This window comes from Cupriavidus sp. DL-D2 (genome assembly GCF_039710735.1).
In the GTDB taxonomy this organism is placed as follows: domain Bacteria; phylum Pseudomonadota; class Gammaproteobacteria; order Burkholderiales; family Burkholderiaceae; genus Cupriavidus.
Genome location: NZ_JBDKXK010000011.1, coordinates 82,046 through 94,560 on the forward strand (window position 1 = coordinate 82,046; position 12,515 = coordinate 94,560).

The following is a 12,515-nucleotide window of genomic DNA, read 5'->3' on the forward strand; positions in this document are numbered from 1 at the left end:
GCTCGCAGGCCGCGTTGTGCGGCACCTACCAAAGATCGCGAGTAGGGTGCTTATTAAGCCACATCACTTTGCGCGCTACGACCTGCTCTTGACCTTCCCATATGGGCAAGGTCTATGTTGAAACCATGCTGATCAGGTCACAAAGTTCGCTCGCATTAGTGCAGCGCTAAGGGTGGTCCTATCCAGGGAGCGCATCGTGAACATCGGACAAGCGGCGGGGTCGTCCGGCGTGCCCGCCAAGATGATTCGTTACTACGAGCGGATTGGCCTGGTTACTGCGGCGCATCGCACCGCCGGCAACTACCGGACCTACGACGCGGATGACATCCATACGCTGCGCTTCATCGGGCGCGCCAGGAGGCTGGGCTTCTCGACGGAGCAGATTCGGCAACTGCTTGACCTGTGGCGAAATAAGCGCCGCACTAGCGCCACTGTGAAGGCGATCGCGCTCCGGCACATGCGCGAACTGGACGCGCGGATTGCTGAGCTGTCTCGCATGCGAGACACGCTCATGGAGCTCGCGGAGCATTGCGAAGGCGATGACCGGCCCGCCTGCCCGATCCTTGACGCGATCGGCAGTGCAGAACCGCGACATCGCCTGGTGAGTTCGCAGGGGCAAAAACATCGAAGCCCACTGTCCCGGGGGCTCCAGTCTCCGCGCGTTCACGCAAGCGGGCAGGACTTGAGCGGGACTTAAAGCAGGAGTCATCGGCATGGACAATCGGCAACGGCATACGGTTACCAGGGCGCAAGCGGCCTCGTCGCCAGCATTAGAGGTCGAGGGTGGCCCTGGCAACAAGCATCAAGGCCACGCGCACCAGCATTGCGAGCACGCGTACGCACGGAATACTAGCAAGGTCAATGACGGGGCCAAAGCGCTGGCGCACGATCCCGTGTGCGGCATGCTTGTGGAGCGCGATGGACCGTACCAGTCCGACTATGCCGGGGCGCATTACCACTTCTGCAGTGCATCCTGCCAGCGCCGATTTGATGCCGAGCCGGCTCGCTATGCGAGCCCGCAGGCTGCACCTGCCCCCAAGGAAGCGGAGGCACTGGGCACGATCTACACGTGCCCCATGCACCCCGAGATCCGCCAGGACCATCCAGGCGCCTGTCCAAAATGCGGCATGGCGCTTGAACCAGAAATGCCAAGCCTGGAAGAGGAAGAGAATCCGGAACTCGAGACATTTCGCCGCCGCTTCTGGTGGACCTTACCGCTGACGGTCGCCACCGTGCTACTCGCCATGCTGGGCCACCGCATTGCCTTGGTCGATCCGGCAATACAGGGCTGGGTGGAGCTCGTGCTCTCCGCGCCGGTGGTGCTATGGGCCGGTTTCCCGCTGTTCGTCCGCTGCCTGCAATCGTTCCGAAATCGCAGCCCCAACATGTGGACCCTGATCGGCCTCGGGACCGGCGCGGCATTCGTCTACAGCGTTGCCGCCACAGCCGCCCCGGGCCTGTTTCCCTACTCGTTCGTCATGCATGGCCGCATCGGGGTCTATTTCGAAGCGGCAGCCGTGATCATTTCGCTGACACTGCTGGGCCAGGTCTTTGAATTGCGGGCACGCTCCCGAACGTCTGCTGCCATCAAGGCGCTGCTCGGCCTTGCCCCCAAGACGGCACGCCGTCTCAACGCGGACGGCAGTGAGGAAGACGTGCCGCTGACACATGTGCACATTGGCGACCTGTTGCGGATTCGCCCGGGCGAGAAGGTGCCGACCGATGGTGTCGTGACTGATGGCGCGAGCGCAATTGACGAATCGATGCTGACAGGAGAACCGCTTCCCGTTTCCAAGCGCGCCGGCGATCATGTGATCGGTGCCACAATCAATACCTCGGGTGCGCTGGTAATGCGCTGCGAAAAAGTCGGGGCCCAGACGGTGCTGTCCCAGATCGTTCAGATGGTGGCACAGGCGCAGCGCTCGAAGGCGCCCATGCAACGAATGGCGGACCAGGTAGCTGGAGTCTTCGTCATCGTAGTCGTTGGCATCGCCTTGCTTTCCTTCTTTGCGTGGGGCCTGTTTGGTCCTGAGCCGAGCTGGGTCTTTGGCCTGGTCAACGCGGTGGCGGTGCTGATCATTGCCTGCCCGTGCGCGCTCGGTCTTGCCACCCCCATGTCCATCATGGTGGCTAGCGGTAAGGCGGCAAGCCACGGCATCCTGTTCCGGGACGCCGCAGCCATTGAGAACTTCCGCAAGGTCGATACCCTCATTGTCGACAAGACCGGCACCCTCACCGAGGGCCATCCAGGCTTCGAGCGCGCGTTTGGTGTCGCCTCGTTCGGCGAGGCCGAGGTGTTGCATCTGGCGGCAAGCCTTGACCAGGTCAGTGAACATCCGCTGGCCGCCACGATCGTCGCGGCGGCACGCGAGCGAGGCTTGTCGCTGGATCGGGTGGAGAATTTTGCGTCGGATGCCGGGATGGGCGTGCGCGGCCAGTTGAACGGCCAGCATCTCGAGCTGGGCAATGCCGCGTTGATGCACGCGTCGCAAGTCGACATTGAACCGGTGGCGGCGCAGGCCGATGACCTGCGCCGGCAAGGCGCCAGCGTAATGTATCTGGCGGTCGATCACCAGCTGGCCGGACTGCTCGCCGTTTCGGACCCGATCAAGGCCAGCACGCCACACGCGCTTGCTGCATTGCGTCAAGCTGGGATACGCGTGGTGATGGCAAGCGGCGACGGCGTCGCCACGGCAAAAGCGGTCGCCGGCCGTCTCGGCATCGACGAGTTTCACGGCGAAGTCACACCGGCCGACAAGCTGGCCTTGGTCGAGACGCTGCAAGCGGAAGGCCGCGTGGTGGCGATGGCAGGCGACGGCATCAACGACGCCCCGGCGCTGGCAAAAGCCGATGTGGGCGTCGCCATGGGGACGGGTACGGATGTAGCGATGCACAGCGCCCAGGTGACCCTGGTGAAAGGCGACCTGCGCGGCATTGCCCGCGCGCGGGAACTGTCCGAGGCCACCATCGCCAATATGCGGCAGAACCTGGCGTTCGCCTTCGTCTATAACGCGTTGGGCATCCCTCTGGCGGCCGGTTTGCTGTACCCGCTGACCGGATGGCTGCTGTCGCCCATGATCGCGGCGCTGGCCATGAGCCTGAGTTCATTATCGGTGGTGAGTAACGCGCTGCGGCTGAGCGCGAAAGTGAATGAGGCGGCGCAACGTACGCGGTGAGCATGCGTGAGCGATTTCCTGCGACGGCTGTCCGCAGTGACCTTGCTGCCAGGTTTTGGCAAGACTAGACTGGAAGCACTTGTTTTCATTGGCCCATGAAGCCTACCCATAGCCCGCTCTCGCGACTCCTCGCGCTGGTCTTGCTGGCGTCGGTGCTGTTCATGCGCCTCGCGATTGCGGGGTACGTATGCCCGACCGGCTCAGGCGACGCGGCGGATGCCATGGCAATAGCAGCCACCGAACCCTGTCAGGGTATGGACCAGGCACAGCCGGCGCTGTGCGCTGACCACCAACAGGATGGCCGGCACTGGGCCGACAATAATGGGCATTCTCCCGATCTCGGCCTCTTGCCTGCCATGGCGAGCGGGCCCGCGTACTTTCTCGCGCCGATCGCCTCCGCCGGACGCGCGCCCCTGACTGCCGCCGTGCGGCATCACCCACCACCTGATCCAGTCTATCTCGCAACGGCACGGTTGCGAATCTGATCGTTCCCCATCGCGTGGCCAAACCTGGCCACCTGCCGTGATGTCGGTTGCCTGACCGCGCGCGTGTCACTCGGCTGCGCATGGTCGAGCCGGCAAGCCATCAGATTTGGGGAAGATCATCATGCATACCATTTTCAAATCCATCCTTCTTGTTTCACTCGGCGTGTTCTCTGGCTTCGCACTGGCCGGCCCGAACTGGGACGTCATTAACAGCGCGCGTGCCGCCGCGCAGCAGCGCGACACGACCGCCGCAATCCAAGCCGCCAGGCTGGCGCAATGTGACCAAATGATGAAAAAGATGGGTTCCCACCCGATGAGCAGCGGCAAGGACGCGCAGCCCATGACTCCGATGGGCCCGAGCGAAGCCAAGTGACCGGATTCGCTTCCTCCCGCGCTCACGGCGCCGGAAGTGGCGGGAAGCGAGGAACCCAAGCAGATATGGAGATGGACATGAACACAAAGTCAGTGATGGCGGTAGCGCTTGCGGTGACCCTGCTAGGCGCCGGTGGATGGAGCATGGCGGCCGACGCAGACCAAGGCGATGCGGGTGACAAGGCCCAGACCCAGTCGCAGGAAAAAGGGCACGCGATGAGGATGGACCACGCGATGGGCGGCGGCATGATGGGCAGTTGTCCAATGATGGGGCAATTACCGCCTGGAAACGAAAAGCTCTTGATGCAAATGCACGGCGAAATGATGCAGGCCATGGGAGAAATCATGCGCAAGTACGCCGACAAGGTCCAGGTGCCGGTACAGAAATAGGTGACAACGGCGTCGTGTATGACAATCTCGCGTCGACAGGAGTACTGCGATGAAACGCAACGCGAAAACCATGATAGCCATTGGAGGTGCCCTGCTGGCAATGCTGGGCGCTGCCTACGCAGTGTCCCCGGGCATCCGCGCGCTTGTTGTGGGCGTCGGGCCGTACCTGCTGCTCCTGCTATGCCCGTTGTTCATGTGGCTGATGATGAAGAGCATTAGCGCGTATGACGATTTCCGGGACACGGAATCCCCGGGGAAACGACAGGAACCTCAATCCGGGCCGCTTCGGCGAAAGGAGTGAGCACGCATGTTTGTACTGAGGTTCCGCCGCTTGACCAACGGACCAGGGCATTGCAACTGCCGCGTGCAAGGAGATCCGATCATGTGCAGCCTCAAGACGATGGTGAAGCTTGGAGTCGGGCTGGCTGGCCTGCTCGTTGTCGCGTATGTGCTGCTGCCACAGTATCACGCCGCGATGCGGGCCATTGCGCCGTTCGCGCTCGTGCTCGTATGTGTGCTGGTATGTCCGCTCGCAATGTACTTCGGGATGCGGGGAATGCAGGCACCAGGCAAGGACGAATCAACGCATCGAGAGGACAAATGATGCCTATGAAGGAATGGACCCGGGGATCTCGGGACGGTCTCGTGATCGGCTAACTTCCTGGAGCCTTTCCATGAACCCCATGAGCGGCTTCGCCGCGCATTATGGCCATTGGGATCTCGTGCTCTTCCTCATTGTCTTGGTATCGTGGGCGTTCTACCGATACGCGGCACCGAGCGGTTGGCGTGAGTGGGCAGGGGCGGGCCTTGTCCAAGCGTTCCTGGTCGCGCTCTACGCCGAAATGTTCGGGTTCCCGCTCACGATCTACTTGTTGACGGGCTTCCTCGGCCTCGATATTCCGCACACTCCCTACGCGGGGCATTTGTGGGCGACCTTACTTGGCTATGGCGCTATCGGTGCGATCGTGGAAATGCTGCTCGGCTATGCCTTGCTCGCCGCGGGCATCGTGCTGCTGATCCGTGGCTGGACTGCGGTATACGCGGCCCGCTGCGAGGAACGGATCGCACGGGAAGGCCTGTACGGGGTGATACGCCACCCGCAATACGCCGGCATCCTGCTGGCGGTCCTTGGCGAGGTCGTGCACTGGCCCACGCTGATCACCCTGGCACTGTTCCCGGCCATCGTGTTCGTCTATGTCCGGTTGGCGCGCAAGGAGGAGCGAGACATGATTTGCCGGTTTGGCGCGACCTATGCGGACTACATGCGTCGGGTGCCGATGTTCCTGCCTGGGCGCGGCCAGTGGAGGCGGCTTTTCGGCGCTTTTGGTTAATGCGCCGGTTGTGCCAGCGCGCCGCCTGGCGGACGCGTTGGTCCCGGATGGAGGTAACTGCCATGAACGGTTCCATTGCCATGCCGCGAGATCTGCGTCAGCGCAGATTGCTGCTACGAGCCACCGGTACCCTCGGCGGGATAGGGATCGCGGGCGCCATGCTGCCGTTTGTGCAAAGCATGGCCCCGAGCAATGCCGCCAGATCGAGCGGCGCGCCTGTGGATGTCCGGCTCGACACCGTGAAGCCCGGTAACGTGGTCACGGTTGCCTGGCGGGGCAAGCCCGTATGGATCTTGCACCGGACCGAGGCCATGTTGGCGGGCTTGCGCAAGCATGACGACCTGCTGGCCGATCCGCAGTCGAGACAGAGCCAACAGCCGTCCTATGCCGCCAATGAAGCGCGGTCTATCCGGCCGAATTTCTTTGTGGCGATTGGCATCTGCACCCATCTGGGCTGCGTGCCAATCTTTCGGCCGGAAGTCGCTGCCGCGGATTTGGGGGATCGCTGGCCCGGGGGCTTCTTTTGCCCATGCCATGGCTCCAAGTTCGACCTGGCGGGGCGTGTCTTCAAGAGCGTTCCGGCGCCGCTCAATCTGGAGATTCCGCCCCACGAGTATCTGGGCGACACCCGACTGGTCGTCGGCAGGGATCGCTTCGGGGCCGAATGACAATGTATTCCTGAACGCGCTTAGCGAGAAGTGCCACAGCCATCAAGGAGACCACCATGAGCACCAAATGCGTCGTCGCCATCGTCCCATCCGATCTGCTGGAAAAGCTTGAACAGCAGTTCGCAACCGTTCACGTACCCGGTCTGACGGCGACCCGAGTCAAGGGGTATGGGGAGTACAAGAACTTCTTCTCCAGCGACCTCACCAGTGTGCATACCAAAATTGAGATCTTTGTGGAGGAGGAAAGCGTTCAGGCCATCGCTGACGCAATTTTCCAGGTGGCACGTTCCTCAGTGCCGGGGGCCGGCATCGTGGCGGTCATGCCGGTCGATCAATTGCTGCATCTTCATGCCCCTGCGACAGAGCTCAATCCGTGAGACGGCAGGTCGTCTCGGCCAGTGCGGCATGGCCTGAGGCCCCGGCCGGCCGCGATTGCCCGCCTATCAAACGTCCGCCGAGTTGCTTTGCGGCAGGCGCGCGCATCGGGCGGTCTGGCGGCAAGATCAGAAAAGGCGGTGAGAGTATGAGGTGCGGTGCGCCGTGTCATTCTTCGGCGGCCCGAGTCGGATGCCGACCTTGAACATGGCACGAATCATTTCTGGCCTGCTCGTTGCGCTGTGGCTGTGCGCCGCGAGCACCATGGTCGTCACCCATGCCGCAGGCAGCGAGGAACTTCTGTCTCCCGAGCAGGCCTTCCGCTTCGCCGCCCGCGAGCTCGACGACCATGCCGTCGAGGTGCGTTTCGACATAGCACCGGGCTACCACCTGTATCGTGAGCGCTTCGCCTTTACCGCACAGCCTGCCGGCGTCAAACTCGGCGCGCCGGAACTCCCACCGGGCCAGGTCAGGGTCGACGAGGCGTTCGGCAAGCCGATGGAAATCTATGAAGGGAGTGTCATCATCCGCGTGCCGGTGGAGAAAGCGCCGACCGATGGCAAGTGGACGTTGGTGGTGACCTCGCAAGGCTGTGCCGACCAGGGCGTCTGTTATCCCCCAATGAAAAGTGTCTACAAGGTGCGAGGCGGCAAGCCAGTCGGACTGACGGGACAGCACGAGCGCAACGTGCCTTCAGCTTCCTCGCCCGAAATCCGGACTGATACCGGGAATCTCGCGCAGCGCAATCTGCAGGCGGACGAGGAAACCATTACCGGCGCACTGGACGCCCGCAACATTCCTGAAATTGCCGTGTTGTTCTTCGGCCTGGGTCTGCTGCTGACATTCACCCCCCCGGTCTTGCTGATGATGCCAATCCTGTCGGCCATCGTGGTCGGCGAGCACGTGACTCGCAGCGGTGCTGCGGTCGTCTCGCTGGCTTATGTGCTCGGCATGGCGGTGGTCTACACCGGCCTCGGTGTGGCCAGCGGGCTGCTTGGCGAGGGGGTCTCGGCGGCGCTCCAGTCCGTGTGGGTACTGAGCATCATTGCGACATGGATGGTGGCGCTGTCGCTCTCCATGTTCGGGCTCCTTGCACTGCAATTTCCTCAGCGTTGGCAGGCGCGGATGATGACGTCGCCTTTGCGTCGCCAGGGCGTACATGCAACCGCCGCCGCAGCGATGGGAGCCATTTCCGCGCTGATCGTCGCTCCTCACGTGACGGAACCCCTCGCTGGCGTGCTGACCTATATTGCGCAGACCGGCGATTCCGTGATCGGGAGCAGCGCGTTGTTTGCCATGGCGCTCGGCATGGGAGCGCCGCTGGTCCTGGTGGGGGTTGGCTCCGGCAACCTGCTGCCACGCGCCGGGCGCCGTGTGGCAGTGACAAGGTGTGCCCTCGGCTTCCTGCTGCTCGGCACGGCGATCTGGATACTCAGGGCGCTGCTGCCGGCCTGGATGACAATGTTGGCATGGGCCGCGCTCCTGCTGGTGGCCGCCGTGTTCCTAAACGCCTTCGACTCGCTGGGCCCCGAAACGCATGGGCTGACCCGGTTGGGCAAGGGCCTGGGCTTGCTGGCTGCGCTTGCGGGGGCCGTCGTGCTCGTCGGGCTGGCATCTGGCGGGCGCGATCCGCTGCAGCCGCTGGCGGGATTGAGCGCCGGCCGCCGAGCACCGGATAGCCTGGCAAGCCACGAGCCCTTGCGTTTCGAGCGGGTGCGCACCGTGGCTGAGCTCGATGTGCGCATTGCGCAAGCGGCCGCCATCGGCCAGCCGGTCATGCTCGATTTCTATGCCGACTGGTGTGTGAGCTGCAAGGAGATGGAGCGCTTCACCTTTTCCGATGCAGGCGTGCGAGCGCAACTCGCCAATATAGTAATCCTGCAGGCGGACGTTACCCGGAACAACGCCGATGACAAGGCACTGCTCAAGCGCTTCGGGCTATTTGGCCCGCCGGCGATCATCTTCTTCGGCGCAGACGGTCGCGAGAGCCCTGTGAGAGTCATCGGCTTCCAAGCCCCTGCACGATTTCTTGATAGCGTGGCGCGCGCTTTGGGGGGCGCGGAGCGGAACTCGGCGCGTGGGCCGTCAGCTTCCGCTCCGCCACCGGCCCACGGGCAGACATCTCCCCAATAATTCCGGCAGCGTCGACAACTCTCCGCAGTCGCAGCACTGCTCTCGCGGCAGCCCCGCTGTCCGCCTTGACTCCGGGATATCGCCGAACGCCTATCATTGATGCATCGCGCCACGCATAAGTTGTCGAGGCGACGCTGCCAAGCGTTTCATTCGATGAGAGCTACACCATGCGGTCTTCCGATGCAGCGGTCCCTCGCCGAGACTCGCTTTATTACCGCCACACATTGCCGGTGCGGATCATGCACTGGATCAACGTCATCGCGTTTTTCATCCTGCTGATGAGCGGGCTGCAGATCTTCAACGCGCACCCTGCGCTCTACTGGGGCAAGTCGTCGTATACCGGCCGGCCGCCGATCCTGCAAATGGGCGCCAAGGAAACCAAGGACGGAAAAGTGGTCGGCGTCACCAGGGTGGCTGGCCGCGAATTCAACACGACGGGTGTGCTCGGCGCATCGAGAGGCCCGGACGGCGACCTGGTCGGACGGGGTTTTCCTGCCTGGGCGACCATTCCCGGGCCCCAGTGGCTGGCACTGGGACGGCGCTGGCATCTGTTCTTTGCCTGGATCTTAGTCATCAATGGTCTGGCGTATGTCATCCACGCGATCTTCAGCCGGCATCTCGTGCGCGACCTGACGCCGACCAAGGAGGACTGGCATTCCATCCGCAAGTCGCTCAAGGACCACCTGCTGCTACGCCATCCCAAGGGCGAAGCCGCGAAACATTACAACGTTCTCCAAAAGCTCACCTACCTGATCGTCATCTTCGGCCTGCTGCCGCTCGCAATTTTGATGGGGTGGGCAATGTCGCCGTGGCTCGACTCAGTGATCCCCGGGTGGGTCGATTGGTTCGGCGGACGGCAATCCGCGCGCACGATCCATTTCATCGCCGCCCTGGCACTGGTAGCGTTCGTCCTCATTCATGTCTCTCAAGTCATCATCACAGGGCTCTGGAACAACCTGCGCGCAATGGTTACGGGGCGCTATCGGATCCCGGCGACGGAGGATCATCATGACAGCGAATGAGCCGAACCGCCGCCGCTTTCTTGCCCGACTCCTGGCCGCCAGCGGCGCCCTGTTTCTCGCAAGCTGCGATCGATTGTCGGGCACCGTGTGGTTTCCGAAGCTTCTGAAGAGCGGGGAAAAGCTTAGCCAGGCCACGCAACATCTGGTGACCTCGCGCCATTCGATGGCGCAGGAATTCACCGAAGCGGACCTCTCGCCGACGTTTCGCAGCAATGGCACCGCCAATCCGGACGACGAGCGATACCAGTTCCTGGCCGCCGGCGAATTCGCCGCGTACCGACTCAAGGTTTTCGGCCTGGTTGAGCAGCCCGCAACGTTTTCGCTGGACGAACTGCGCGCGCTGCCCGCCCGGAGCCAGATTACCCGTCACGATTGCGTCGAAGGATGGAGCGCGATCGGCAAATGGAAAGGCGCACCATTAAGTGCCTTGCTCGCGCGTGTCCACCCGAGGCCGGAGGCACGCTACGTGGTCTTTTACTGCGCCGACCCGATGGATGCAGAGGGGACGAAATATTACGAGAGCATCGACATGGAAGATGCCTACCATCCGCAGACCATTCTCGCCTACGAGCTCAACGGCAAGCCGTTGCCGATCGCCAATGGCGCGCCTTTACGCGTCCGGGTAGAACGACAGCTCGGCTACAAGATGGCCAAATACATCATGGGCATCGAACTCGTCAGCAGCTTTGAAAGCATTGGTGAGGGCAAAGGCGGCTACTGGGAAGACCAGGGGTATGAGTGGTATGCCGGCATCTGACGAAGCGCCGGATTTTTCGTCCTGCGCGCGCTTGCCGGCGGTGGTCAGCGCTACTATCAGTTCGCCGTTCATCTCTGCCGGCGTCTCCACGCGGACCCTCCCTGCAGCGCGGCCGGACTAGGCCTCGGCCGCCTCTGTCTGGCCTCGCGCTTCCGGCTCGAACTGTATCTACTGGACGGTTATCGTCGCCCTCATGTTCGGGTGTATGCCGCAGAAGATGTTGTAGACCCCCGGTTTATCGAATCTGAACTTGAAGGTGTCGTTCTGGTCGAGCGCGCTGGAGCGGAAGAGGCCGGCGTCGTTGACAATCGTGTGCGGTTCGCCATCGAGGTTTTTCCACGTGACGGTCGTGCCGGCTTTGATCGTCAGCGACATCGGCGAGAACTGGAAATTCTTCAAAACGACGGCATTGTTCTCCTCGGCTTGCGCGACGGAGAACCCGGAAGCCGATGCCGCGATGAATACCCCGGCCCCGAGAGAGAAGACCAAGGCGCGGCGAAGAATAGACGTTGGCATGATTCTGGTCCTGGTTGGTGGGGTGTCTGGACGTTCAGGCGAGCGTCGTGTCGGTGAGCGTCGCAGCGAGCGGGTGCCGCATGATCTTGATGCTGGTCACGCCAAGCATCCTAGGTAGCTGATCACTAGGTACCGTGAGCGGCATCGGTCCGGGGCCATTGCCGGCTGTCGGTTGAGGATAGGCCGTCGAACGCGCCGTATGGAAAGTAATATTGCCTTCCACCTTCGATACGATCTGGTGGATATGGCCGTTCAAGACGGTGACGGAACCGAAGCGCTGCAGATAGGTCATCGCCTCGCCGGCATCGCCGGTGCCCCAGCCCCACGGTTGGTAGATCGTCCACATTGGCATGTGTGCGAAGACGACGATCGGTGTGCTGGACGAGTGGCCCTTCAGATCGGCCTTCAGCCAGGCGAGTTGGTCGTCGCCCAAGCCCCCCAGACCGTTCGGCTTGAAATGCATCACGTTGACCAGCCCGACAAAGTGGACGCCACTGTGGTCGAAGCTGTAGTAGCCCTTATTGCCGGAGGCTTGGCCGAAACGATTGAAGTATTCCGTCCCAGGCCCATCGGTTACATCATGCTCGCCGGGCACGGTATGCAACTCGGTGATATTCAGCCCGGACATCAATTGCGCCGCGTGGTCGAACTCTTCTGCCTTGGATAGATGCGTAATGTCTCCAGTGTGAATCGTCAGCGCCGGCTTGATCGGCATCGCGTTGACGAGGTCAATGGTCTGCTTGAGCGTGCCCGCGACGTCCGGATTGGCTTCCTTGTTGAAGCCGATATGTGTGTCGCTGATCTGCAGGAATAGAGGGACGCCCGAGCCGACCGACGGCCTCTTCCCTGTGGCGGCAAGGGCCAATTCCATAGGCGAGAGAACACCGCCGGCCAAAACAAACACGGTGCCCGCGCCGCCGAATGCGAGACACTTCAACGCACTGCGGCGCAACGGATCGAACGGAAGACCTGATGACATATTGCCCTCACGAGTCAGTTTCGAGAGGTAGATTGCCGGACTATCCGACAGGCCTCGCGATTGGGTTCATCTGTATTACTGCCGGGCCATCCGTTTTATTCCGCCTTAAGCATTGCCTGTGACAACAGCGAAAAGAGGACGCCGCGGCGGTCGAAATTCCTTATACGGCACCCTGGGATCGATGCCGCTTGTGGAGCAATCCGAGCAGGCGGTCGGCACGGCAAAGTCGGTCGGCCCCGCGGCACACGAACGAAAGACCGTACAGTGCCGGGGTTTTCTCGTCCCCCTCAGGGGTAGGGTGTGGGCCTGAT

At 62.3% G+C, this 12,515-nt stretch carries 14 protein-coding genes and 1 pseudogene; 12 read left to right on the forward strand and 3 right to left on the reverse strand.

All coding sequences use genetic code 11. The features are described 5' to 3' along the window. Positions 1-196 precede the first annotated feature (196 nt). Together cueR and ABDB81_RS08120 are read left to right on the forward strand one after the other, a co-directional pair. Positions 197-589 (forward strand): annotated as a pseudogene (gene cueR / locus ABDB81_RS08115) (Cu(I)-responsive transcriptional regulator); the annotation flags it as partial. 124 nt (positions 590-713) lie between these two features. Further along, on the forward strand, positions 714-3,176 hold the full coding sequence (locus ABDB81_RS08120; RefSeq protein WP_160475181.1) for a heavy metal translocating P-type ATPase: 2,463 nt from the start codon (positions 714-716) through the stop codon (positions 3,174-3,176). Positions 3,177-3,376: 200 nt separating this feature from the next. On the opposite strand, the gene ABDB81_RS08125 is transcribed toward ABDB81_RS08120, so the two are convergent. Then, positions 3,377-3,505 carry a hypothetical protein gene (locus ABDB81_RS08125; protein ID WP_255459763.1) on the reverse strand — a complete coding sequence of 43 codons (129 nt, stop codon included), beginning with the start codon at positions 3,503-3,505 and terminating at the stop codon, positions 3,377-3,379. 277 nt (positions 3,506-3,782) lie between these two features. On the opposite strand from ABDB81_RS08125, the gene ABDB81_RS08130 reads away from it, so the two are divergent. From ABDB81_RS08130 to ABDB81_RS08175, 10 genes are all read left to right on the forward strand, one after another. Then, on the forward strand, positions 3,783-4,034 hold the full coding sequence (locus ABDB81_RS08130) for a hypothetical protein (RefSeq protein ID WP_137924339.1): 252 nt from the start codon (positions 3,783-3,785) through the stop codon (positions 4,032-4,034). Between the two features lie 71 nt (positions 4,035-4,105). Continuing rightward, positions 4,106-4,423 carry a hypothetical protein gene (locus ABDB81_RS08135; protein WP_237381008.1) on the forward strand — a complete coding sequence of 106 codons (318 nt, stop codon included), beginning with the start codon at positions 4,106-4,108 and terminating at the stop codon, positions 4,421-4,423. A gap of 49 nt (positions 4,424-4,472) precedes the next feature. Next, a complete protein-coding gene (locus ABDB81_RS08140) occupies positions 4,473-4,724 on the forward strand; it encodes a DUF2933 domain-containing protein (RefSeq protein ID WP_137924338.1) in 252 nt (83 codons plus the stop codon). An 81-nt stretch (positions 4,725-4,805) separates the two neighbouring features. Further along, a complete protein-coding gene (locus tag ABDB81_RS08145; protein ID WP_160475182.1) occupies positions 4,806-5,027 on the forward strand; it encodes a DUF2933 domain-containing protein in 222 nt (73 codons plus the stop codon). A gap of 70 nt (positions 5,028-5,097) precedes the next feature. Continuing rightward, positions 5,098-5,754 (forward strand): isoprenylcysteine carboxylmethyltransferase family protein, encoded by a 657-nt coding sequence (locus ABDB81_RS08150; protein WP_137924336.1) that lies wholly within the window; start codon positions 5,098-5,100, stop codon positions 5,752-5,754. Positions 5,755-5,816: 62 nt separating this feature from the next. Then, complete coding sequence (petA, locus tag ABDB81_RS08155) at positions 5,817-6,422, forward strand: ubiquinol-cytochrome c reductase iron-sulfur subunit (RefSeq protein ID WP_137924335.1); 606 nt, start codon at positions 5,817-5,819, stop codon at positions 6,420-6,422. 56 nt (positions 6,423-6,478) lie between these two features. After that, a complete protein-coding gene (locus ABDB81_RS08160) occupies positions 6,479-6,799 on the forward strand; it encodes a P-II family nitrogen regulator (RefSeq protein WP_137924334.1) in 321 nt (106 codons plus the stop codon). A 205-nt stretch (positions 6,800-7,004) separates the two neighbouring features. Next, a complete protein-coding gene (gene dsbD / locus ABDB81_RS08165; protein WP_237381009.1) occupies positions 7,005-8,930 on the forward strand; it encodes a protein-disulfide reductase DsbD in 1,926 nt (641 codons plus the stop codon). A gap of 167 nt (positions 8,931-9,097) precedes the next feature. Beyond that, positions 9,098-9,952, forward strand: coding sequence for a cytochrome b/b6 domain-containing protein (locus ABDB81_RS08170; RefSeq protein ID WP_137924332.1), 855 nt, complete (start codon positions 9,098-9,100; stop codon positions 9,950-9,952). Then, a complete protein-coding gene (locus tag ABDB81_RS08175; RefSeq protein ID WP_137924331.1) occupies positions 9,939-10,709 on the forward strand; it encodes a molybdopterin-binding protein in 771 nt (256 codons plus the stop codon). The genes ABDB81_RS08170 and ABDB81_RS08175 overlap by 14 nt, the downstream gene beginning before the upstream one ends. A gap of 168 nt (positions 10,710-10,877) precedes the next feature. Here ABDB81_RS08175 and ABDB81_RS08180 read toward each other — a convergent pair whose 3' ends face one another. Both ABDB81_RS08180 and ABDB81_RS08185 read right to left on the reverse strand, forming a co-directional pair. Further along, the gene (locus ABDB81_RS08180; RefSeq protein ID WP_137924330.1) at positions 10,878-11,225 is read right to left on the reverse strand and encodes a cupredoxin family copper-binding protein; all 348 of its coding nucleotides are present in this window, start codon (positions 11,223-11,225) and stop codon (positions 10,878-10,880) included. 34 nt (positions 11,226-11,259) lie between these two features. Continuing rightward, positions 11,260-12,204: a metallophosphoesterase gene (locus ABDB81_RS08185; protein ID WP_137924329.1), complete on the reverse strand. Its 945-nt coding sequence runs from the start codon at positions 12,202-12,204 to the stop codon at positions 11,260-11,262. Positions 12,205-12,515: the final 311 nt, after the last annotated feature.

Coding starts and splice junctions, on each gene's coding strand:
- ABDB81_RS08120 (WP_160475181.1), top strand. CDS start 714: ATGGACAATCGGCAACGGCATACGGTTACCAGGGCGCAAGCGGCCTCG.
- ABDB81_RS08125 (WP_255459763.1), bottom strand. CDS start 3,505: ATGCCCATTATTGTCGGCCCAGTGCCGGCCATCCTGTTGGTGGTCAGC.
- ABDB81_RS08130 (WP_137924339.1), top strand. CDS start 3,783: ATGCATACCATTTTCAAATCCATCCTTCTTGTTTCACTCGGCGTGTTC.
- ABDB81_RS08135 (WP_237381008.1), top strand. CDS start 4,106: ATGGACATGAACACAAAGTCAGTGATGGCGGTAGCGCTTGCGGTGACC.
- ABDB81_RS08140 (WP_137924338.1), top strand. CDS start 4,473: ATGAAACGCAACGCGAAAACCATGATAGCCATTGGAGGTGCCCTGCTG.
- ABDB81_RS08145 (WP_160475182.1), top strand. CDS start 4,806: ATGTGCAGCCTCAAGACGATGGTGAAGCTTGGAGTCGGGCTGGCTGGC.
- ABDB81_RS08150 (WP_137924336.1), top strand. CDS start 5,098: ATGAACCCCATGAGCGGCTTCGCCGCGCATTATGGCCATTGGGATCTC.
- petA (WP_137924335.1), top strand. CDS start 5,817: ATGAACGGTTCCATTGCCATGCCGCGAGATCTGCGTCAGCGCAGATTG.
- ABDB81_RS08160 (WP_137924334.1), top strand. CDS start 6,479: ATGAGCACCAAATGCGTCGTCGCCATCGTCCCATCCGATCTGCTGGAA.
- dsbD (WP_237381009.1), top strand. CDS start 7,005: ATGGCACGAATCATTTCTGGCCTGCTCGTTGCGCTGTGGCTGTGCGCC.
- ABDB81_RS08170 (WP_137924332.1), top strand. CDS start 9,098: ATGCGGTCTTCCGATGCAGCGGTCCCTCGCCGAGACTCGCTTTATTAC.
- ABDB81_RS08175 (WP_137924331.1), top strand. CDS start 9,939: ATGACAGCGAATGAGCCGAACCGCCGCCGCTTTCTTGCCCGACTCCTG.
- ABDB81_RS08180 (WP_137924330.1), bottom strand. CDS start 11,225: ATGCCAACGTCTATTCTTCGCCGCGCCTTGGTCTTCTCTCTCGGGGCC.
- ABDB81_RS08185 (WP_137924329.1), bottom strand. CDS start 12,204: ATGTCATCAGGTCTTCCGTTCGATCCGTTGCGCCGCAGTGCGTTGAAG.